We start from the raw sequence: 21,479 nt of genomic DNA, 5'->3' as shown, positions 1-21,479 counted from the left end.
ATTAGGGAGAAGGCTTTTAATGAAAAATCTATTATTCCCGCTTATTGCGGTTTTACTTTGGTCAATTAATGCCATTGTTAACAAAGCGGCTTCAACCGCGATTGATCCAGCGGCAATTTCTTTTTATCGCTGGGCTCTTGCTTTTATCGTCATGACACCTTTTGTACTTCGCTCTGTCTTAAGACACTGGAAAATTGTGAAACAACATTGGTGGCGACTTGCGATTTTAGGTGCACTCGGCATGATGATCTATCAAAGTTTGGCCTACTATGCCGCACACACAGTTAGTGCCACCTTTATGGGGATAATGAACTCACTCATTCCATTACTTACTGTTGTGATTAGTATCTTTGTTTTACGAGTCATCCCAACCGTCGGCATTGTGATAGGCACTCTATTATCACTCGTCGGTCTTGTTTGGCTGGTGAGTCAAGGCAATCCTGCCACCTTGTTATCTCAAGGATTGGGAACAGGTGAGCTCTTAATGTTAATCGCTTCAGCAGCTTATGCATTGTATGGTGTGTTAACAAAACGCTGGGGCATTCAACTATCAAGTTGGGACTCACTCTATGTGCAGATCTTCTTTGGTGTGATTTTATTAGTACCTAACTTTGTGTTAGCGAATGATGTATCACTTAATAGCCATAATATCGGCCTAGTGGTATTCGCAGGTATCGCAGCCTCTATCATCGCGCCTGCGTTGTGGATCCAAGGGGTAATGCGTTTAGGTGCAAATACGACCTCTATCTTTATGAACTTAGCGCCAGTATTTACTGCCATTATCGCCATTTTCGCCTTAGGTGAAGAATTAAAAAGTTATCATCTGATTGGCGGTGGTATCGTTTTACTCGGTGTTATGTTAGCTCAGCAGTTGCGTATCCCACTCACCGAACTATTTAAAAGTAAAAAGAAAATTAAGCAGGAAAAAGATTGCTTAAATGATAACTGCCCATAAAATTAGTTTTCAAGCAATGCAATGTCGTAATTCATATGCCCCACTTTTGTGGGGCTATGTTTATTCGACATCCTTCCCACTTTGTTGATATCTTTCGACCACATGATTATCATTGTTTAAACCTAACAAATATTATCCTCAGAGTTTCTTATCAATTTAGAATAATGTTATTTATTCAATGGCACTGCTGTCCCACTGATTTGAAATCTTATCCGCACTCAAAATTACCCTAACTCTTAGCCTTTAAGTCGTTGTAATTCAGTACTGTAATCCAAAGTAATATCATTCACGAGTATCAGTTCTAATCCCGAGCAACTTAAATTTAAGGTGTTTTTTATTTTCTGTTTCTTTCTATTTATCCAAAAATAGTCTCTTAGGAATCGAGTTATTTAATAATCAGACAATTTCTATATGATAATTTACTGTTTATTTTTATATTTAGGTTATGGTTTGTGAATTTTAACAATGGATTGATTTCTCTGTATGATTACTCGGCTTTTCCAAAAATTATTCGCATGGCGCTCCAACTCGCTTACTTATAATCAATTCGTCAATTCGTTTAATGATGTGTACCAAATTAACAGCCAATACCCTGTAACATTAACCTATAACCAAAATGGATATCTATTCGTCAAAGCAGTAGGTAAAATTTCACTCTTATGTAATGGTGCTTTAATTTTACGCATCACCAAGAATGTCAGCATGATTACGATTGGTAGGGAGGCGGGAAAGTCTAAGATCCTGGAAATAAAAAGAAATATTTTCAGTTCACAGACACACTTTTCATCATCAAATAGCCACTCCCATTCACCCGTAATATACTCAGATTCCTCATCGTTTTCTGATAATGAGCATCGTTTTAACAGTTGCGATGATAATGCTGATAGTAGTTCATCCTGTGATTCTGGAGGGGGAGACTCTGGCGGAAGTGATTAAAATTTGATTCACTACGCATGTCTCCGTTGAACAAAACAATCCCGAGAACCTACCCAAAGACTCAGGATATAGAATTTGCATATACGTTAGTTAATTTAATATCATTAATTAGCGTGAATAAATCCATACAAAATGCAGTGTAGAAAATGATTTATTCAACTCGATTAATCGATTTTTCCTTAAGCATTTCAACAAAGTATTGACTGTCTTCAGTTGAAGCAAAACAGCGTGCTGGAATGATAATTGCGTAAACGCGATCGAGAAAAAGATACAGTAAGTCACCATCTGTTTTTATATGTTTGAATGATTCCCACTTTATCAACGAAACACCATATTGACTGGTTTCGTGAAGTCCGGACTCATCAAAATGATATTCTTTTTCACACAGGAGGTAACTACCCTCATCAGGTATTGCTCGGCTGAAAGTTTGTAATATCCGAGCTGCGATAAGCAAAAACAAAAATAATGCGATAATAAAAGCAACAATGATTTGTGAAAGTGTAATATTGAGAAGATTGAAGGCAATAACAAAAGCAATCACAAAAACAGCAACCATAACAATCAACTGCGTATTCCAAAATTTATTTTCACAAAAATAATTATTTTTGTAACAATAATTATTAAAACGTATGTATTCCTTACGATCTAGTGTGACACTAACCGGTTCTATCATGTGGAGTTATCCTAGAGGCTATTTGTTATATCCATCATTTTTAATGATAAGAAGAGTACCGTTTATAGCCCCCACACTTCAAGTCGCAAAAATAAAAAAGGTTACTACAGTGCAAAAAGTTATGCGAATTTTACGAAAGTTATATAAACATGAAAATAGCCAATATGATGGTCAACGTGAAGTCTCTCTCTACAAGGCTGATGCACTTTCGATAAAAGAATTGGATGCATTATCACAAATTGATTGGCAACTTAATGCAATTGAATGCTTCGGCAGTCATGTTGAGATTATGGATAAATTACAGAGCTTGAAAGAAAACACATCTTTAACTCGTCAGCGTTGCTTAGATACCTTCATTGCTGGTGTGGGAGGAAGCTACCTTCGCGGCCGTTCAGTTCTAAGTGCCTTTCATAAACTACACAATCTGCCATTACATGATTATCAAGAAAAACCTCAATTGGCTTGCTGCTGGGTTTGTAGCGATCACGATAAAACAAAGCATATTAACGATAGTTATTTTCAATACTGCTTATATTATGGAAACTCTTATACCAGTAATGCCTCTTACGCTTATTTAAATCTAAAACACCTCGCTACAGTCGAGCCAGTAATACCTACAGATAATGATAAAGCTGTGTTCAATCAATTATTGGATCTATTACGCTTCGCACCAGAAAATGAAACTCCGGGACGTTTTGAAAAACGATTAACTGAATCAAAGCTAATATCAGGAAATAAATATACCCAAAGAGGAATATTGGACTCTTTAGCATTAATTGGTGTCATTCCAAACCAATTTGTTCCCTTATCATTAGATAATTGGACTGATTTTGGTGATATCGCTAGTGAAGAAAATAAACTAAATAATACGAAAGGACGTTCTGATATGGAGATGCCTTGGGCTGGATGGAAAGGGATTTTAAAAATAGATGAAGAAAAAGTCGCTGAGTATTTTGGGAGTTACTTGTGAAATAACTCAATCTTTCACTTAAAAACTACCGCAAGTGACATCATGAAATGTACTTCAAAAATGAAATAGCCCTCAACAGCTGGATAACCGACTATTGAGGGCATGCGAAGTTATGCTTTATATTTACTCATAACTAAGGTTGCATTCGTACCACCAAAACCGAAACTGTTAGACATAACAGTCTCTAATGCTTGTTCCGTTGGTTTTGTGATGATATTTAGTCCAGCCGCTTTAGGATCTAAGTTTTCAACGTTAATGCTTGGTGCGATAAAACCATGCTCTAACATTAATAAGCTATAAATCGCTTCGTGAACACCAGCTGCTCCTAATGAGTGGCCGCTCATTGCTTTAGTTGCAGATATAGCTGGTGAATGGCCACCAAAGACTTCTTGGATAGCTTCCAGTTCTTTAGTATCACCCACTGGCGTAGAAGTACCATGCGTATTGATGTAATCAATATCACCTTCAATACCTTGCATTGCCATTTGCATACAACGTACTGCGCCTTCACCAGAAGGAGCGACCATATCAGCGCCATCAGACGTTGCACCATAGCCAACGATTTCAGCATAAATATGTGCACCACGCGCTAATGCGTGCTCTAATTCTTCAACAACTACGATACCGCCGCCGCCAGCAATAACGAAACCATCACGCTCAGTGTCATAGGTTCTTGATGCTTTAGTTGGTGTGTCGTTATATTTGGTTGACAGTGCACCCATTGCATCGAATTCACACGTCATTTCCCAGCTTAACTCTTCACCACCACCGGCAAATACGACATCTTGTTTGCCAAGTTGAATTAATTCAACTGCATGACCGATACAGTGTGCTGATGTTGAACATGCTGAGCTGATTGAGTAGTTAACACCTTTAATTTTAAATGGTGTTGCTAAGCAAGCAGAGATCCCAGAACCCATTGCACGGGTAACCATATAAGGACCAACACCGCGTAAGCCTTTAGCACGCATGCCATCAGAACCTGCAACTTGGTTACGTGGAGAACCGCCGCCAGAACCAACAACTAAACCTGTACGTAAATTAGAAACTTGATCGTTTGTTAAACCCGCATCATTAATTGCCTGTTCCATTGAAAGATAGGCATAAACTGAGCAATCACTCATGAAACGACGGATCTTACGGTCAATCAGACCATCAGTATCCAATTTTACATTACCCCAGACGTGGCTACGCAGCCCCGCCTCTTTGAATTCTTCTGAGAAAGTGATCCCGGAACGACCTTCCTTCAGAGAAGCCAGTACTTCTTCCTGGTTATTACCAATACTGGAGACTATACCCAGGCCAGTGATGACTGCACGCTTCATTCATTACCTCATGTTTTTAATAATGTGATTACGGGATTACGTGTGTCACTTTAGCTTACACTTGTAAGCTGAACAAGTCCGATCAGGGTAAATATTTGTATTTTTTTTATCTCAAGCTAAATAACATTTTTGCTCAAAGGTAGCCTTAGCCCCTATTCAGCGTTAAAATTCCGTTATTATTTGAACAATAGCAGGCATAAGCGTGAAAAAATCAGTAGTGCAAACAGCCCGACTTAGCTGGAATGATGAAGGTACGCCAATTTCAGAGGAATTTGGTGATATCTATTTTTCAAATCAGGATGGGCTTGAAGAAACCCGTTACGTTTTTTTACAAGGAAATCAATTTCCAGAACGCTTTGAGAGTCACCCATTTGAAACCTGCGTTATTGCTGAAACAGGTTTTGGTACAGGATTAAACTTTCTCACCTTATGCCAGTGTTTTGAACAGTTTAGACTTAATCACCCGCAAGCAAAGCTCCAACGATTACACTTTATTAGTTTTGAAAAATATCCACTAAGCCAAGATGACCTCAAAGCAGCCCACAGCCATTGGCCTGAGCTTGCTTCACTATCAACACTATTGTGTGAACGATGGCCTCAACCGTTACCGGGTAATCAACGCATTGTCTTAAAAAATGGTGCGATTATACTCGATTTATGGTTTGGTGATGTAAATGAACAATTACCCCAACTTAATTGCAATTTAAACAATAAGATAGATGCTTGGTTTTTAGATGGCTTTGCTCCTTCAAAAAACCCACAGATGTGGAGTGAACAGCTGTTCGCTTCAATGGCGAAATTTGCTCGTAAAGGGGGAACTTTTGCTACTTTTACTGCCGCTGGTTTTGTTAAGCGAGGATTACGAGAAGCTGGCTTTACTATCAAAAAAATAAAAGGATTTGGCTGTAAGCGTGAAATGCTTACTGGCACATTAGCAGATAAAGATGTCGAAAAAATGACACCTTGGTTTTCCCGTCAACCCGCTGTTACTCCTACTGATATTGCTATTATTGGCGGAGGACTTGCAAGTTTAACCACCGCTTATTCCTTAGTGCAACGAGGTGCCCTAGTTACCATTTATTGTAAAGATCAGCATGTTGCTCAAAATGCTTCAGGCAACCGTCAAGGCGCAGTCTATCCATTAATTAATGGGCGTGACGATGCACTGGAACGGTTCTTTATCAGTGCATTCCCCTATGCCCACCGCTTTTACCATGAACTTGTCGATTTGGGGATTCAATTTGATGGGCAATGGTGCGGAGTATCAGAGCTAGCCTACCACGAACGGAGCCGCCGTAAAATCGATTCGATGCTACAAACACAATGGCCAGAAATATTTGCGGCTGAAAAAAGCTGTGAGCAACTCTCTGAATTAGCGGGACTTAATATCAATCATTCAGGAATACATTATACCAATGGTGGTTGGTTATGCCCTGCTCAATTATGCGAGAGCTTAATGTATTTCCTTAGCAATAAAGGCGTTAAATTTTGTTTTGAGCATGATATTACTGAAATTAAACATTCGATTGATGGCTGGCAACTTTCTGCTGATATTACGGGTATTGAGAAACAGTTTCTACATCAAACCGTGGTGATTGCTAATGGGCACTTACTCTCCCAATTTGCACAGACGCAAATGTTGCCAGTGACTCCCGTAAAAGGGCAAGTCAGCCATATCCCGACTAATTCATCATTAAGCCAACTGAAAAATGTCTTGTGCTATGAGGGTTATCTGACTCCAGTTAATCCGACGAATCAACAACATTGCATTGGTGCCAGCTACCAACGCAATCAGCTTGATTTTAATTACAGTGAAACTGATCAACAAGAAAACCGGCAGAAGCTAATCAATAGCCTACCTGATGTAAACTGGCCTAACGAGGTGGATGTTTCTGATAAGCACTCTCGCCAAGGGATCCGCGCCGTGATCCGTGACCATATGCCACTGGTTGGTAATGTTCCGGATTTCGCACGTTTAATGGAAAGCTATCAAGACTTACCAGAGCAAATACAGAAACAAGCAGATATTGAACTTGCTCCCATTCACCCTAACTTGTTTGTACTCGGCGCGCTGGGTTCACGCGGCCTTTCAACTGCGCCTTTATGCGGTGAATTACTGGCAGCACAAATCTTTGCGGAACCACTTCCATTAGATGATGAAACTTTAGCGGGTTTACATCCAAATCGTTTTTGGGTCAGAAAGTTACTAAAAGGCCGTGAAGTGAAAACCGAAAAACATAAATAACCGCGGTGGATATGACATTCACGTGTACCCTAAAACATCGATAGCATGATAACCTAGGAGCGTAGATAACTACGTGACTAGGGCCGAAGTGGCTGCAGCCAACAACGCTACAGCGTGAAGTATGACGAGAGATATGACGGATATATCATGGCGCAGCGATCTTCTATGGCGAATCCCGTATCCACCTCTTGCTGCAAAATCGATTTGAGAGTGCAGGATAACTCAGAAGCTTCAATGATTGAAAAACCTAAGCGCTGGTAATAAGGTGCGTTCCAAGGGACATCGCGAAATGTGGTTAAGGTGACATTATTAACTTTTTTCTGTAAAGCATAACCTAATACATGCTGTATAAGCTCTCGACCAACTCCTTTTCCTTGCCAAGACTGATCAACTGATACTTCCCTAATATGTAAGCTATTTTTTAATTTTTGGATATTAATAAAACCAATCGGCTGGTTATTGTTATCGACTGCGACCCACTCCAATTGCTGTTGAATATAACTTAAATGTTCTTGTTCTGACTGCACATTACCATCAGCTATCCAACCAAGTTTTACATGCCCACGAAAGATCTGCGCTGCTGAATATTCAATCGCGGATAGATTTTTTGCGTCAGATTTTTTAGCTTGACGAATTAGAAACATAATTTTTCTCTACAAAAAAAGAGGGTTTCCCCTCTTTTTTGAAACAAACATGACTATTGATTAGCGTACGTTATCGAGTAATAATTTCCACATATCAAGCACCAACACTTGGTCTGGTGGGGCTAATTCACCCGCTTTAATTGCTTGTTGGATACTTTCTTCAACACGCTGATACAATGCATCAGCACTGGTTTCGTTCTCTTCTTCAAGCTCTGCAACAGCAAGAGTTAAATGCCCACGCAAATAACCGCCCGCAAATAATTCATCGTCACTGGCGTGTTCGACCATATCATCAATTTTTGTCAGTATGCGTGTTTCAAAATCCGCAAGCATGCTTAATCCTTACTGTCGTTAATGTATTATTCGGCGAAAATATCTTCCGGATAAGGGAAGTCATCCGCGCAAAATGGAGGGGTATTGTAAAACGATTGTAACGCGTTAACAAAGCGTAATGGTCTCTCAGGGATCCCATTTGTTAAGTATTTGAGCACTTGAGCATGTACTTTACGTTGAAATGCAACGCGATCGGGGTCGAAATCCCCTTCTAAGTTATCGCAACTGACATTAAATGGAATACCTGCTGCAACACAAAAAAACCAATCAAAAGCTTGAGGTTTAATTTCGACAGATTCGAATTCACACTGCGTATTTTCATCACGGCCATCTGGGCAATACCAATACCCATAATCAGTCTGAAGGCGGCGAGCTTCGCCCGCAATACACCAATGTGAGATTTCATGCAAAGCACTAGTGAAAAAACCGTGCGCAAAGACAATGCGGTGATAAGGTGTTTGTTCATCTGCGGGGAGATAAACCGGCTCATCATCCCCTTTAACCAATTTGGTGTTGTACTCTTCGCCAAAGCAATCTGCAAAAATATCAATTAACTGCTGATAATGATGTTTAGTCATGGAAATTCAAATCATCTTAAAATAATGAAATAAGCCAAGCTTTGATGGCATCGCCGTGGGTGTCATGGAGCAATTTAATACTCATTAACAAGGAGATCACCACAATCATTGGCCGGATCAGTTTTTGCCCTTTAGTTAAAACTAAACGAGCGCCCAGTCTAGCACCAACCATTTGGCCGATAAGCATAACAAAACCTAACACCCAAAGAACATGACCTCCGATAATAAAAAACACTAAGGAGCCAAAGTTCGACGAAAAATTAAGCAGTTTTGCATGTGCAGTCGCTTTTGCGAGGTTATAACCCAATAGCAGTACATAACCTAGCGCTAAAAATGAGCCAGTTCCGGGTCCAAATGCACCATCATAGAAGCCCATCGACATCCCAAAAACCACACCAAATACGGGCATGCTAATACGCTGTCTGCGGTCTAATACACCAATTGATGGTGTTAACAAGAAATAAAGACCCACGCAGATAACCATAATTGGCAGTAGCTGCTTAAGGAAATCTGTATTAATCATCTGAATTAGGATAGCGCCTAGCATGGCACCAATCATCGTCATGATGAAAGGGAATATCTGCTCTCGTAAATCAATCGCTTTGCGTCGCACAAAATAGAGCGTTGATGAAAAAGAACCGCCAACAGCTTGGAGTTTGTTGGTCGCAAGTGCTTCTATGGGAGTAATACCAACGGAAAGTAATGCTGGTATGGTTAATAAACCGCCACCACCTGCAATTGAATCAATAAAACCCGCGAAAAGCGCAACACAGAAAAGCAGTAAATATACTTCAGGTGCAACAGCGGTTAGCCAATCCATTTTTAATCCAGATACACAATGGTGATACTATAGATATGTAATATACCTTTCGGACCAATGAAATGAGCCCAATAAGGTATCACTGCCTAGATGAAATATTTTTAAGGAGGCATCATCCAAGCCTTCATAGTCAATCCAATAAAAAATAGAGAGAGAATTAATATCCCTCTCTTTAGCTTTCATTATTATGCAAAAGGCTTCATTGTGGGTACAACATCAGCGCACTGCCCACGATGACGCAAGTAGTGATCCATTAGTACAATCGCCATCATCGCTTCAGCAATAGGTACTGCGCGAATGCCGACACAAGGGTCATGACGACCTTTAGTGATCATCTCAACTTCTTCACCTTCACGGTTCAGTGTTTTTCCTGAAACAGTGATGCTTGAAGTTGGTTTCATGGCAATATGGGCAACAATAGGTTGGCTGCTACTGATACCACCAAGAATTCCGCCAGCATGATTAGACGTGAAGCCTTCGCGGGTAATTTCATCGCGATTTTCACTGCCTTTTAGCCCAATAACGCCGAAACCATCACCGATTTCAACACCTTTAACCGCGTTAATGCTCATCAATGCATGCGCAATGTCAGCATCTAAGCGATCAAAAACGGGCTCACCGAGACCTGCGGGCACATTTTCAGCAACCACAGTCACTTTAGCGCCAATTGAATCGCCTTCTTTTTTCAGTCCACGTAATAATTCATCTAACGCATCTAGCTTAGTCGGATCAGGGCAGAAAAACGGATTTTCTTCGACAATCGACCAATCTTTTATTTCACATTTCACTGGGCCCATTTGTGTCATACAACCACGGATGGTAATGCCTAACTTTTCTTTTAAGTATTTTTTGGCAATCGCACCTGCTGCAACACGCATTGCGGTTTCACGCGCTGATGAACGTCCACCACCACGATAATCACGCTGACCATATTTTTGCTCATAGGTATAGTCTGCATGACCAGGTCGGAAAACATCTTTGATAGCACCATAATCTTGAGAGCGCTGATCAGTGTTTTCAATCAATAAACCAATACTGGTTCCTGTTGTCACGCCATTAAACACACCCGATAAGATTTTCACTTGGTCTGGCTCACGACGAGCTGTGGTATAACGAGAAGTTCCCGGACGACGACGGTCGAGATCTCCTTGTAAATCCGCTTCGGTCAGCGGTATTCCCGGTGGAACACCATCGACGATACAGCCTAAAGCTATGCCGTGAGATTCCCCAAATGTAGTCACGCGAAACAGTTGCCCTATTGAATTTCCCGCCATGGCGAATTCCTATTTAATCGTTGTTATTGAGGTATCGTTATTTGATTACAATATTATTAAACGCTATGCAACTATTGATTAATCAATATAGAGTTGAAAATGTGCCTGATGCTCAACCAATTGCTCACGAGTTAACATAAATACACCATCACCACCGTATTCAAAGTCTAACCAAATAAAGGGAACTTCTGGATACTGCTCGATAAGGTGAACCATGCTGTTACCGACTTCACAAACCAACACACCTTCTTCGCTCAGAAAACGAGGTGCATTCGCTAAAATACGGCGTGCAAGTTTCAGTCCATCACTGCCAGCTGCCAGTGCTAATTCAGGCTCAACACGGAATTCTTCCGGTAAATCATCCATATCCTCCGCATCAACATAAGGAGGATTGGTAACGATCAAATCGTATTTAACGTCTGGCATGTCTCTGAATAAATCAGAACGAATTGGAATTACACGATGGTCTAAACCATGATTAGCAATATTTTGCTCAGTGACCGTCAGAACATCGGTTGAGATATCAACGGCATCAACTTCAGCTTCAGGGAATTCATACGCACACGCAATCGCAATACAGCCACTGCCGGTACACATATCCAAAATAGTGCGAGGCTCATCTGACAGCAAACCCACAAAGTGGTTGTTGATCAGCTCACCGATTGGCGAACGAGGAATTAAAACGCGCTCATCCACATAAAATTCATGACCACAGAACCAAGAACGGTTCGTTAGGTAAGCAACTGGAATACGATCATTGATGCGGCGTAATACACGCTCAATAATACGATGACGCTCCGTTGGAGTCAGGCGCGATGTCAATAGTTCATCAGGGATATCGAGTGGTAAATAAAGTGTTGGCAGTACTAGTTGTAGCGCCTCATCCCATGCATTATCGGTACCGTGACCATAATAAACATTGGCTGCATTAAAGCGGCTCATTGTCCAACGCAAAATATCCTGAATGGTATGAAGCTCAGCAACTGCTTCATCAACGAAGATCTTTTCCAAGAAGGGTTTCTCCAGACTGTATAACGAAAGGCTTCAAGTTTGCCACGAAGTGCGACACAAATCAGCAGTTAATGTTAGAAATCCACTCTGTGAAGAGAAGTTAAAGGCGGGTTTTTATTGCTGATGTGACTTTTTGAGGGAAAGAGACGTTATCAAAGGCGGTATACATCAGAGATCATCTTAGTATGATTTTTCAATTACAACCTCAAAAATAGTAAACAGCAGTTATGACAATGCTATGCGAACTGTTATGGGTAAAAAACTCTAACGTTAAAACATTCTGTGTTATCGAAGTTCTGCCAGATAAATATTGAACTTAATGAAACTAAGTTACATAATGCATTAATAATACCAATATAATAAACAGAATGTTTATGACTGAATGTGATTTTCATAGTTATGTCGCGTGGTGGTATTGCTCCAAAGATGGAATAGCTTTAAAAGAAGAAGAGCGACCTTTTCAATTAGAGATAAATGCAATTTCTCGCTCGCTCCGTAAAGGATACGAGCAGTTAAAAAAACAAATCAGTAGGTGAAATGACGTTAGCAGTAAAAGATCAGGCTATTAATGAAGCAAATGACTTAATTGAAAATACTGGTTTAGGCTTGAATAGGCTATCTGATGCGTGGATATATAGTAAGCTAGCCCCGACAACGGGACGTAATCCTATCTTTGACAGAGATGCGGAGGCAATACATATCCTTTATTGTGCCAAAAACCCATCTGAGTTAATTGAAATCACTGCAAGTATAGTTTTTAATTATATTTATCTAGTAGGACGACGTACTTTTTTCAGATTAAATATTTTTAAGAGAAAATGGAATGCTAAAATAAAGCCCAAACTTTCAAAAGGGATAATTGGACATGGTATTAATGGCGATAAGTACTTATTGAATAATAGAAAAATTAGATAAAGCATCTAAAAGACTAAGAGTTATTAGCCCAATGCAATACAATAAAACACATAATAAGTCCATAAATAAAATTTAAGGTGGCTTGGAATGTCTTTAATTAAATTACCACTCCCTGTAATATTTGCTATTTTTGTTAGTTATAACATTTACGCAACAAGTAATGATAATGTTATTCCAACGTTAAAAAAAAGTATTTCTGAGTTTCAACTAAGTATGGGGAATTCATTTTATAACCATCATGAATTGCACAAAGCAAAGCAAAACTATCTATTGTCCGCTGAAAATGGAAATTCAGAAGCTCAAGCTATTGTTGGTAATTTTTATATAAATGGTGAGTTATTTGAAATTGATTATAACAAAGCAATGGAATGGTTATTAAAATCTGCTAAAGATAATAACCCTAGAGCTCAAGCTTATATTGGGTATATATATAGTAGAGGGCTTGGCGTTACGTTGGATTATAATAAATCACTAGAATGGTATTTAAAATCCGCAAGTCAAAACTTTGGATTAGCTCAAAATAATATAGCGACTTTATATTACGAAGGCCATGGTGTAAAACAAAACTACCAAAAAGCAATGGAATGGTTTTCAAAATCTGCAAATAGTGGTTATATACAAGCAAATAACAATATGGCTTACTTGTATCAGAATGGATTAGGTGTTGAAATTAATTATAAAGAAACAATGAACTTATATATGAAGTCAGCTTTAACTAATGATGGTTATGCAATGTATAATATTGGCTATTTATATGAAAAAGGACTCGGTGTTCCGATTGATATAAAAAAAGCAAAAGAGTGGTATGAGAAAGCCAATGAACTAGGCTTAGATATAGCAAAATTTAGATTAAAATTAATAAATGAAAAATTAAAATAATATTTAATACATGATAATTTCTTATTTTTTAATTAGATCTGCAAGATATTTTTTAAATAATAAATAAATTATTCCATTCAGAATCACAATTTTATAAAAAAGAATGAAAAAATAACTACTAGTGTTAGTTAAACTAACCATTAAGGATATATATACATGAATATTTTCATTATAAAAAACAATAGAATAGCATTTATCTCGTTATTCTTATTTCTATTTCAACCTATTCCTTCCTATTCTGAATCACCTAATAAGTGCTTCGCTGGCACGAAAAGCTTTACCGTTTGTGAATCTTTAGCAAAGCAAGGCGATGATGAAGCATTACTGACACTTGGATACCTTTATGAGGCTGGATTAGGTGTTGAGAAAAACACAGTAGCAGCAGAAAAAATATATCAAAATTTGGCAGATAAAAATAATAAAGAAGGTTTTAACCTTTTAGCCCGACTAAAAGCAACTCAAGGAAAAAAAGAAGAGGCGATACGTCTTTATCAGAAAGCCATCGATCTTGGTTCATCTGCGGCTCTCTATAATCTAGGCATACTATAAAAATATAATCATGATTATAGTAAAGCTAAAGATGCATTTGAACTCGCTATTAAAAAATATAATTCAACTAACGCCATGATGAGCCTTGGTGATTTATATTTAGATGGCCTCGGTGTTAATAAAAATATCACGTTAGCTGAAGGATTGTATAAAAACGCAATGCAGGAAGGTAATGATATCGCTATTACCCGATTAGCAATGTTATATGCTGAAATTGATAATTATGACGATGCCATAAGACTATATAATATAGCCATAGAAAAAGGTGATCCTGTCGCTATGAATTCAATGGGATTATTATATCAACACGGATTGGGTGTTGAACCTGATGTAAAAAAATCCATTGAACTATATCAACAAGCAGCAAATCATAATAGTATCGGTGGCTTAATAAATCTTGGCCTTATGTATGAAGAAGGTTTAGGTGTTCCTCAGAGCTATGAAAAAGCCATCGAATTATATGAAAAATCCTATCAGCTCGGCTATACCGACGCTAAACTTAGGATTGATTTTTTAAAAAATAATATTCTAAAAAAGAGTAATAATTAGTGATTTATTTAAAATATAGATTAATTTGGTTATTATCGATCTTATATGGAAAAGGAACTTATCTATGGCAAACAATAGAATAGCATTTATCTCGTTATTCTTATTTCTGTTTCAACCTATCCCTTCCTATTCTGAATCATCTAATAAATGCTTAGCTGACACGAAAAGTTTTACTGTTTGTGAATTTTTAGCAAAGCAAGGCGATGATGAAGCATTATTGACACTTGGATACCTTTATGAGGCTGGATTAGGTGTTGAGAAAAACACAGTAGCAGCAGAAAAAATATATCAAAATCTGGCAGATAAAAATAATAAAGAAGGTTTTAACCTTCTAGCCAGACTAAAAGCAACTCAAGGAAAAAAAGAAGAGGCGATACGTCTTTATCAGAAAGCTATCGATCTTGGTTCATCTGCGGCTCCCTATAATCTAGGCATACTATACAAATATAATCATGATTATCTGAAAGCTAAAGATGCATTTGAACTCGCTATTAAAAAATATAATTCAACTAACGCCATGATGAGCCTTGGTGATTTATATTTAGATGGCCTCGGTGTTAATAAAAATATCACGTTAGCTGAAGGATTGTATAAAAACGCAATGCAGGAAGGTAATGATATCGCTATTACGCGATTAGCAATGTTATATGCTGAAATTGATAATTATGACGATGCCATAAGGCTATATAATATAGCAATATCTAAAAACGATCCCGAAGCAATGAATTCCATGGGATTATTATATAAATATGGTATAGGTGTTAATCTTAATATTAAAAAATCCGTCATGTTATTTGAACAAGCATCTAATAATAATAGTGCAACGGGTTCTATTAATCTTGGCCTTATGTATGAAGAAGGTTTAGGTGTCCCTCAGAGCTATGAAAAAGCCATCGAATTATATGAAAAATCCTATCAGCTCGGCTATACCGACGCTAAACTTAGGATTGATTTTTTAAAAAATAACATTCTAAAAAAAAGTAATAATTAGTGATTTATTTAAAATATAGATTAATTTGGTTATTATCGATCTTATATGGAAAAGGAACTTATCTATGGCAAACAATAGAATAGCATTTATCTCGTTATTCTTATTTCTGTTTCAACTCATTCCTTCCTATTCTGAATCATCTAATAAATGCTTAGCTGACACGAAAAGTTTTACTGTTTGTGAATCTTTAGCAAAGCAAGGCGATGATGAAGCATTACTGACACTTGGATACCTTTATGAGGCTGAATTAGGTGTTGAGAAAAACACAGTGGCAGCAGAAAAAACATATCAAAATCTGGCAGATAAAAATAATCAACAAGAGGCTTACTACTCAAATAAACTAAGCAACAAACCTCTCATCTTCATTACATTAGGTTTAACTCGAATCAAATGTAGCCCTAACAGCTTAATTAATTCGAGTTAATTTACTTTTTATTCGGCTGGCTCAATATCGTAACGCTGTTGGGTAGTTGCTTCTGGTTTTTTCACCCATAGAGCATAAGCTCCAGTTAGTAACACCAACCAACCAATGCCAACATACAGAGCAATTCGCGTATCTTCGAAGTAACCCAATACACCAAAGATAAACAGCATAAAAATAATGGCGATCACTGGACCCACAGGCCACAGAGGTACTGGGAATTTAAGTTGACTGACTTCCTCAGCCGTCATTTTTCTGCGCATCGCAAATTGTGCCAGTAAGATCATCAACCAAACCCAGATGGTGGCAAACGTCGCGATGGATGCAATGATTAAGAACACTTTTTCTGGGATCAGGTAATTCAATACCACACCGACAAGCAGCACAATTGACATCACCAAAACAGTCATCCATGGCACGCCATTTTTAGTTAACTTAGTGAATACTTTCGGTGCTTGCCCTTCATTTGCCATACCGTACATCATGCGGCCAGCACCAAAAATATCACTGTTGATAGCTGAAATGGCCGCAGTGATCACCACCACGTTCAAGATATTAGCAGCGGATGAAATACCTAAGCTATCGAAAATCTGTACAAATGGACTACCTTCCTGACCGATTTGGTTCCATGGATAGATACACATCAGCACAAATAAGGTTAAAACATAGAATAATAGAATGCGGATTGGTACAGCGTTAATTGCACGAGGAATGGTAACATCTGGATTTTTTGCTTCACTTGCTGTGATACCGATGACTTCAATCCCACCAAAGGCAAACATCACCACCGCAAATGACGCGATAACCCCTCCTACCCCATTCGGCATAAAGCCGTCATATGCAAATAAGTTGGAGATCCCTACTGGGTGATCAGATGCTTGCCCAAAACCAAACATCATAATAGCGCCACCACCAACAATCATCGCGATAATAGCAACAATTTTGATGATAGAGAGCCAGAATTCCATTTCACCGAATACTTTTACATGGCAAAGGTTAATCGCACCAATGAAACAGATAATACTCAGTACCCAGATCCACTGTTCGACATCAGGGAACCAGAGCTTCATGTAAAACCCAAATGCAGTTACGTCAGCTAAACAAACAATTAGCATTTCAAAGACGTAAGTCCAGCCTGCAAAAAAACCCGCTCGAGGCCCTAGATACTGACTTGCATACTTAGCGAAAGATCCCGCAATTGGATTATGTACCGCCATTTCACCCAAGGCGCGCATCACCATAAAGACTGCTGCACCGCCAATAATATATGCAATCAATACTGCGGGACCCGCAGTTTGAATCGCTTTCGCCGAACCGTAAAATAGACCTGTACCAATCGCAGCCCCAAGGGCCATAAATCGAATGTGTCGCGCAGAAAGTCCGCGCTCAAGTTTTGATGTGCTTTGCATGATTTATCCTTCGTATTTTTGTAATAATTTTTTTAATCGTCGTGCAGATAAATACTACAGACAGCCGATACGTTGCCGGCTGCCTATTATTTGCGTGATGTTTTATTTAGAGAAGACAACTCCTGAGGTAAATAACGTTGAAAGTTTGTGTTGATTAATCAGATTAATTGCCGCTTCGATATCAGGTGCAAAATAACGATCTTTGTCATAGTAAGAAACTTGATCGCGCAGTGTTTTGCGTGCTTTTTCTAATACTTCGCTCGACTTAAGCCCATCACGGAAATCCATTCCCTGACATGCAGACAACCACTCAATTGCTAAAATACCTGTGACATTTTTTGCCATTTCCCATAAGCGCCTACCCGCAGCAGGTGCCATCGAAACGTGATCTTCTTGGTTTGCTGACGTTGGTAAGCTATCAACGCTTGAAGGATGAGCTAAGGCTTTATTTTCACTCGCCAGTGCCGCTGCGGTAACCTGAGCAATCATAAAACCAGAGTTTACGCCACCATTGTTAACCAAGAATGGTGGCAATTGAGACATATGAGTATCCATTAATAAAGCAATGCGTCGTTCAGATAATGCACCTATTTCTGCCAGTGCCAATGCCAAATTATCAGCAGCCATCGCGACAGGTTCAGCATGGAAGTTACCGCCAGAAATAATGTCACCATTATCGGTAAACACTAATGGGTTGTCGGAGACCGCATTTGACTCAATTAAAATCACTTCAGCGGCCTGACGCATTTGTGTCAAACATGCCCCCATCACTTGTGGTTGGCAACGTAACGAGTATGGATCCTGTACCTTTACACAATTTTCATGTGATTGTGCTAGCTCACTGGTTGGAGTCAAAATTGTGCGGAACAATTCTGCGACATCGATTTGCCCTTTCTGACCGCGGACTTCTTGAACTCGAGCATCGAACGGTTTACGTGAGCCCAAAGTCGCTTCCACACTGAGCGAACCGCAAACAATTCCGCTCAGTAGTAAATTTTCTGCCTCAAATAACCCTTTTAATGCAAATGCTGTCGAAACTTGCGTACCATTTAACAGTGCTAAACCTTCTTTAGCTTCTAGTGTTAATGGTTTAAGCCCTGCTTTTTCAAGTGCTAATTCTGCATTAAGCCATTCACCTTGGAAGCGCGCTTTACCTTCACCAAGGAGTATCAAACTCATGTGTGCGAGTGGTGCTAAGTCTCCGGATGCACCAACTGAACCTTTTGCAGGAATAAACGGATAGACTTCGCTGTTGACTAAGGCAATCAATGCCTCGATAACCTCGAGTCTGATTCCCGAAAAACCACGTGCTAAACTGTTAATTTTTAGCACCATAATCAAGCGAACTAACTCATCATCCAGAGGTTCCCCCACACCGGCCGCATGCGACATCACAATGGAACGTTGTAGTGATTGCAAATCCTCGGTGGCAATTCGAGTATTGGCAAGTAATCCAAAACCCGTGTTAATGCCATACGCTGTTTTATCTTCCGCGATAATTTTATTAACTGTTGCCACACTTTTTTCGATAGCAGAATGTGAGTGCTTGTCGAGTGCAACTGTAACTGGCTTTGAAATCACAATACGCAAGTCATCCAGTGTCATTTTTCCCGGATGGATAGTTAACTTAGTCATCAATGTCACCCCTTAACGTGTTTTTAGCATTGGTAAATTAAGATTTTTTTCTTGCGCACATTTAATCGCAATATCATAACCAGCATCAGCATGGCGCATGACGCCTGTCGCTGGATCATTATGTAGAACACGTGCAATTCGCGCCGCAGCTTCATCTGTTCCATCACACACGATGACAACGCCTGAATGTTGTGAAAAGCCCATACCTACGCCACCGCCATGGTGTAATGAGACCCATGTTGCACCACTTGCCGTATTCAGTAATGCGTTAAGTAGTGGCCAATCTGACACCGCATCAGAACCATCTTGCATGGATTCAGTTTCACGATTAGGGCTTGCGACTGAGCCTGAATCGAGGTGATCACGACCAATAACAATTGGCGCTGAAACCTCACCACTTCTGACCATTTCATTGAAGGCTAAGCCTAATTTGGCTCTATCCCCCAAACCTACCCAACAAATACGTGCAGGTAAACCTTGGAAACTAATACGTTCACGAGCCATGTCTAACCAACGATGAAGATGTTTATCATCTGACAGCAACTCTTTAACTTTAGCATCCGTTTTATAGATATCCTCAGGGTCACCTGAGAGTGCAACCCAACGGAATGGCCCTACACCCCGACAAAATAGAGGACGAATATAAGCAGGTACAAATCCTGGGAAATCGAACGCATTTTCCACACCCATTTCTAATGCCATTTGACGGATGTTATTGCCGTAATCAAAAGTTGGAATGCCTTGTTTTTGGAACGCTAACATTGCTTTGACATGTTCTGCCATTGAGGCTTTTGCTGCTTTTGCAGTACCTTCTGGGTCTTTGATACTACGCTCGCGGTACTCGTCCCAACTCATGCCAATTGGTAAATAACCATTGAGTGGGTCATGTGCGCTGGTTTGGTCAGTGACCATGTCAGGATGAATGCCACGCTTCACCATTTCAGGAAGCACTTCAGCAGCATTAGCACATAACGCAATTGAGACAGCTTTTCCTTCTGATGTATATTTTTTGATCCGCGCTAGCGCATCATCAAGGTCAATGGCTTGCTCATCGACATAATGAGTACGCAGACGAAAATCAATGCGACTTTGTTGGCATTCAATATTTAAAGAACAAGCACCCGCTAAAGTTGCCGCTAACGGCTGCGCTCCTCCCATGCCACCAAGTCCAGCAGTCAGTACCCAACGTCCTGTTAAATCACCATTGAAATGTTGGCGCCCTGCTTCAACAAACGTTTCGTAAGTTCCTTGAACAATGCCTTGGCTACCGATATAAATCCAGCTGCCCGCGGTCATTTGTCCGTACATTGCGAGCCCTTTCGCATCTAGCTCATTAAAATGTTCCCAGTTAGCCCAATGTGGAACAAGATTTGAGTTGGCAATCAATACGCGGGGAGCGTTTTCATGGGTTTTAAATACGCCTACAGGTTTGCCTGATTGAACTAGTAAAGTTTCATCATTTTCTAAATCTTTGAGGGTTTCGACAATTTTGTCATAGCATTGCCAATTACGAGCCGCACGACCAATACCACCATAAACAACAAGTTCATGTGGATTTTCAGCAACATCTGGATCTAAATTGTTCATAAGCATGCGTAAAGGAGCTTCGGTCAACCAACTTTTCGCATTTAGTGTGTTACCGCGCGGAGCTCTAATATCACCATTTCTGTATTTATTATTAATCGTTGTCACATTTATACCCTCATCTATAAATTCAGCTTGTACTGATAAAGTCTTGTTATAGATATAGTTGTATATACATGTACAATCAATCCTATTTTTAACATTAAATTTAGGCTTAAAGACCCGAAAAATTAATAATTAACATTAAATATCAATATGATAATTAGTATCACCCTCTTTTTTAGTGGTTGATTTTTCTTCTAAATCTGCCACTAAGATCACATTATTTTTACATTTGATTCACATTGAATCATTCTATTAAATATTGCTATTTTTTGTACAAACGATGTTTGATTTTGATAAATATACCGACAATTCAATTGATTATTAGGGTTTAATCGAGCGGGGATTAATTTAACGAATGGAAAATGAGAACTCATTGGCAATAAGCTAACGACCAAATTAGCCTTGATAGCGAAAAACCAACAATATACTGGAGTAATTTATGAAAAAATGGTTAATTAACTACTTGATATTAATAAATATAAAACAAATAACTTCTATAATAAATAATTAGAAGGGATCTAAATAGATTATGCTTTTTAATAGGTAGTTTGTTTTTTTATTTGCATTATTGATGTATAGAAAAACATGCCTAATTTATCTATTTTATTCTTTACATTCAATATGATAAAAATATATAAGATAAAAAAGCAACCCTATTGAACAGTGTTGCTTTTTTAC

Annotated in this window: 20 protein-coding genes; 9 read left to right on the top strand and 11 right to left on the bottom strand. The window is 39.0% G+C overall.

Annotation, left to right across the window (positions count from 1 at the left end; genetic code table 11):
* The first annotated feature begins 19 nt into the window (after nucleotides 1–19).
* Nucleotides 20–955, top strand: a complete 936-nt coding sequence (locus tag OOA_RS03210) for a DMT family transporter (RefSeq protein ID WP_008910687.1) — start codon at nucleotides 20–22, stop codon at nucleotides 953–955.
* 1,087 nt (nucleotides 956–2,042) lie between these two features.
* On the opposite strand, the gene OOA_RS03200 is transcribed toward OOA_RS03210, so the two are convergent.
* Nucleotides 2,043–2,564: a YcxB family protein gene (locus tag OOA_RS03200; RefSeq protein WP_008910685.1), complete on the bottom strand. Its 522-nt coding sequence runs from the start codon at nucleotides 2,562–2,564 to the stop codon at nucleotides 2,043–2,045.
* Between the two features lie 109 nt (nucleotides 2,565–2,673).
* Between OOA_RS03200 and OOA_RS03195 the strand changes: the two genes are divergently transcribed.
* Nucleotides 2,674–3,534 (top strand): hypothetical protein, encoded by an 861-nt coding sequence (locus OOA_RS03195; RefSeq protein ID WP_008910684.1) that lies wholly within the window; start codon nucleotides 2,674–2,676, stop codon nucleotides 3,532–3,534.
* A 110-nt stretch (nucleotides 3,535–3,644) separates the two neighbouring features.
* On the opposite strand, the gene fabB is transcribed toward OOA_RS03195, so the two are convergent.
* Nucleotides 3,645–4,859: a beta-ketoacyl-ACP synthase I gene (fabB, locus tag OOA_RS03190; RefSeq protein ID WP_008910683.1), complete on the bottom strand. Its 1,215-nt coding sequence runs from the start codon at nucleotides 4,857–4,859 to the stop codon at nucleotides 3,645–3,647.
* Nucleotides 4,860–5,061: 202 nt separating this feature from the next.
* On the opposite strand from fabB, the gene mnmC reads away from it, so the two are divergent.
* Nucleotides 5,062–7,104, top strand: coding sequence for a bifunctional tRNA (5-methylaminomethyl-2-thiouridine)(34)-methyltransferase MnmC2/FAD-dependent 5-carboxymethylaminomethyl-2-thiouridine(34) oxidoreductase MnmC1 (gene mnmC, locus OOA_RS03185; protein WP_008910682.1), 2,043 nt, complete (start codon nucleotides 5,062–5,064; stop codon nucleotides 7,102–7,104).
* Between the two features lie 107 nt (nucleotides 7,105–7,211).
* On the opposite strand, the gene OOA_RS03180 is transcribed toward mnmC, so the two are convergent.
* The 6 genes from OOA_RS03180 to prmB all read right to left on the bottom strand — a co-directional run bounded on the left by OOA_RS03180 (nucleotide 7,212) and on the right by prmB (nucleotide 11,764).
* A complete protein-coding gene (locus tag OOA_RS03180; protein WP_008910681.1) occupies nucleotides 7,212–7,748 on the bottom strand; it encodes a GNAT family N-acetyltransferase in 537 nt (178 codons plus the stop codon).
* A 60-nt stretch (nucleotides 7,749–7,808) separates the two neighbouring features.
* Entirely contained in the window at nucleotides 7,809–8,081 is a 273-nt protein-coding gene (locus tag OOA_RS03175) for a YfcL family protein (RefSeq protein ID WP_008910680.1), read from the bottom strand.
* Nucleotides 8,082–8,107: 26 nt separating this feature from the next.
* Complete coding sequence (locus OOA_RS03170; protein ID WP_008910679.1) at nucleotides 8,108–8,659, bottom strand: elongation factor P hydroxylase; 552 nt, start codon at nucleotides 8,657–8,659, stop codon at nucleotides 8,108–8,110.
* 16 nt (nucleotides 8,660–8,675) lie between these two features.
* On the bottom strand, nucleotides 8,676–9,479 hold the full coding sequence (locus tag OOA_RS03165) for a TSUP family transporter (protein ID WP_008910678.1): 804 nt from the start codon (nucleotides 9,477–9,479) through the stop codon (nucleotides 8,676–8,678).
* A 185-nt stretch (nucleotides 9,480–9,664) separates the two neighbouring features.
* Nucleotides 9,665–10,753, bottom strand: coding sequence for a chorismate synthase (gene aroC / locus OOA_RS03160; RefSeq protein ID WP_008910677.1), 1,089 nt, complete (start codon nucleotides 10,751–10,753; stop codon nucleotides 9,665–9,667).
* 78 nt (nucleotides 10,754–10,831) lie between these two features.
* On the bottom strand, nucleotides 10,832–11,764 hold the full coding sequence (gene prmB, locus OOA_RS03155; RefSeq protein ID WP_008910676.1) for a 50S ribosomal protein L3 N(5)-glutamine methyltransferase: 933 nt from the start codon (nucleotides 11,762–11,764) through the stop codon (nucleotides 10,832–10,834).
* Between the two features lie 537 nt (nucleotides 11,765–12,301).
* Here prmB and OOA_RS03150 point away from each other — a divergent pair.
* From OOA_RS03150 to OOA_RS03130, 6 genes are all read left to right on the top strand, one after another.
* Nucleotides 12,302–12,679 carry a hypothetical protein gene (locus OOA_RS03150; RefSeq protein WP_008910675.1) on the top strand — a complete coding sequence of 126 codons (378 nt, stop codon included), beginning with the start codon at nucleotides 12,302–12,304 and terminating at the stop codon, nucleotides 12,677–12,679.
* 87 nt (nucleotides 12,680–12,766) lie between these two features.
* Entirely contained in the window at nucleotides 12,767–13,558 is a 792-nt protein-coding gene (locus OOA_RS03145) for a tetratricopeptide repeat protein (protein WP_008910674.1), read from the top strand.
* 156 nt (nucleotides 13,559–13,714) lie between these two features.
* On the top strand, nucleotides 13,715–14,107 hold the full coding sequence (locus OOA_RS20845; RefSeq protein WP_008910673.1) for a tetratricopeptide repeat protein: 393 nt from the start codon (nucleotides 13,715–13,717) through the stop codon (nucleotides 14,105–14,107).
* A 78-nt stretch (nucleotides 14,108–14,185) separates the two neighbouring features.
* Nucleotides 14,186–14,656 (top strand): tetratricopeptide repeat protein, encoded by a 471-nt coding sequence (locus OOA_RS20840; protein ID WP_008910672.1) that lies wholly within the window; start codon nucleotides 14,186–14,188, stop codon nucleotides 14,654–14,656.
* Between the two features lie 64 nt (nucleotides 14,657–14,720).
* Nucleotides 14,721–15,647, top strand: coding sequence for an SEL1-like repeat protein (locus OOA_RS03135; protein WP_008910671.1), 927 nt, complete (start codon nucleotides 14,721–14,723; stop codon nucleotides 15,645–15,647).
* A 64-nt stretch (nucleotides 15,648–15,711) separates the two neighbouring features.
* The gene (locus tag OOA_RS03130) at nucleotides 15,712–16,071 is read left to right on the top strand and encodes an SEL1-like repeat protein (protein WP_008910670.1); all 360 of its coding nucleotides are present in this window, start codon (nucleotides 15,712–15,714) and stop codon (nucleotides 16,069–16,071) included.
* A gap of 8 nt (nucleotides 16,072–16,079) precedes the next feature.
* Here OOA_RS03130 and OOA_RS03125 read toward each other — a convergent pair whose 3' ends face one another.
* The 3 genes from OOA_RS03125 to hutU form a co-directional block, all read right to left on the bottom strand.
* Nucleotides 16,080–17,477 (bottom strand): amino acid permease, encoded by a 1,398-nt coding sequence (locus OOA_RS03125; protein ID WP_008910669.1) that lies wholly within the window; start codon nucleotides 17,475–17,477, stop codon nucleotides 16,080–16,082.
* Between the two features lie 102 nt (nucleotides 17,478–17,579).
* Nucleotides 17,580–19,112 carry a histidine ammonia-lyase gene (gene hutH / locus OOA_RS03120; RefSeq protein WP_008910668.1) on the bottom strand — a complete coding sequence of 511 codons (1,533 nt, stop codon included), beginning with the start codon at nucleotides 19,110–19,112 and terminating at the stop codon, nucleotides 17,580–17,582.
* 12 nt (nucleotides 19,113–19,124) lie between these two features.
* Entirely contained in the window at nucleotides 19,125–20,804 is a 1,680-nt protein-coding gene (gene hutU, locus OOA_RS03115) for a urocanate hydratase (RefSeq protein ID WP_008910667.1), read from the bottom strand.
* Nucleotides 20,805–21,479 lie beyond the last annotated feature (675 nt).

Origin of the sequence: Providencia burhodogranariea DSM 19968, assembly GCF_000314855.2 — a bacterium.
Classification (GTDB): domain Bacteria; phylum Pseudomonadota; class Gammaproteobacteria; order Enterobacterales; family Enterobacteriaceae; genus Providencia; species Providencia burhodogranariea.
The sequence above is the reverse complement of the archived record's forward strand: the minus strand, read 5'-3'. Positions and strand labels throughout refer to the sequence as shown.

Coding starts and splice junctions, on each gene's coding strand:
- OOA_RS20840 (WP_008910672.1), top strand. CDS start 14,186: ATGAGCCTTGGTGATTTATATTTAGATGGCCTCGGTGTTAATAAAAAT.
- OOA_RS03125 (WP_008910669.1), bottom strand. CDS start 17,477: ATGCAAAGCACATCAAAACTTGAGCGCGGACTTTCTGCGCGACACATT.
- OOA_RS03200 (WP_008910685.1), bottom strand. CDS start 2,564: ATGATAGAACCGGTTAGTGTCACACTAGATCGTAAGGAATACATACGT.
- OOA_RS03180 (WP_008910681.1), bottom strand. CDS start 7,748: ATGTTTCTAATTCGTCAAGCTAAAAAATCTGACGCAAAAAATCTATCC.
- OOA_RS03145 (WP_008910674.1), top strand. CDS start 12,767: ATGTCTTTAATTAAATTACCACTCCCTGTAATATTTGCTATTTTTGTT.
- OOA_RS20845 (WP_008910673.1), top strand. CDS start 13,715: ATGAATATTTTCATTATAAAAAACAATAGAATAGCATTTATCTCGTTA.
- OOA_RS03130 (WP_008910670.1), top strand. CDS start 15,712: ATGGCAAACAATAGAATAGCATTTATCTCGTTATTCTTATTTCTGTTT.
- OOA_RS03170 (WP_008910679.1), bottom strand. CDS start 8,659: ATGACTAAACATCATTATCAGCAGTTAATTGATATTTTTGCAGATTGC.
- OOA_RS03175 (WP_008910680.1), bottom strand. CDS start 8,081: ATGCTTGCGGATTTTGAAACACGCATACTGACAAAAATTGATGATATG.
- hutH (WP_008910668.1), bottom strand. CDS start 19,112: ATGACTAAGTTAACTATCCATCCGGGAAAAATGACACTGGATGACTTG.
- OOA_RS03165 (WP_008910678.1), bottom strand. CDS start 9,479: ATGGATTGGCTAACCGCTGTTGCACCTGAAGTATATTTACTGCTTTTC.
- fabB (WP_008910683.1), bottom strand. CDS start 4,859: ATGAAGCGTGCAGTCATCACTGGCCTGGGTATAGTCTCCAGTATTGGT.
- OOA_RS03210 (WP_008910687.1), top strand. CDS start 20: ATGAAAAATCTATTATTCCCGCTTATTGCGGTTTTACTTTGGTCAATT.
- OOA_RS03150 (WP_008910675.1), top strand. CDS start 12,302: ATGACGTTAGCAGTAAAAGATCAGGCTATTAATGAAGCAAATGACTTA.
- OOA_RS03135 (WP_008910671.1), top strand. CDS start 14,721: ATGGCAAACAATAGAATAGCATTTATCTCGTTATTCTTATTTCTGTTT.
- aroC (WP_008910677.1), bottom strand. CDS start 10,753: ATGGCGGGAAATTCAATAGGGCAACTGTTTCGCGTGACTACATTTGGG.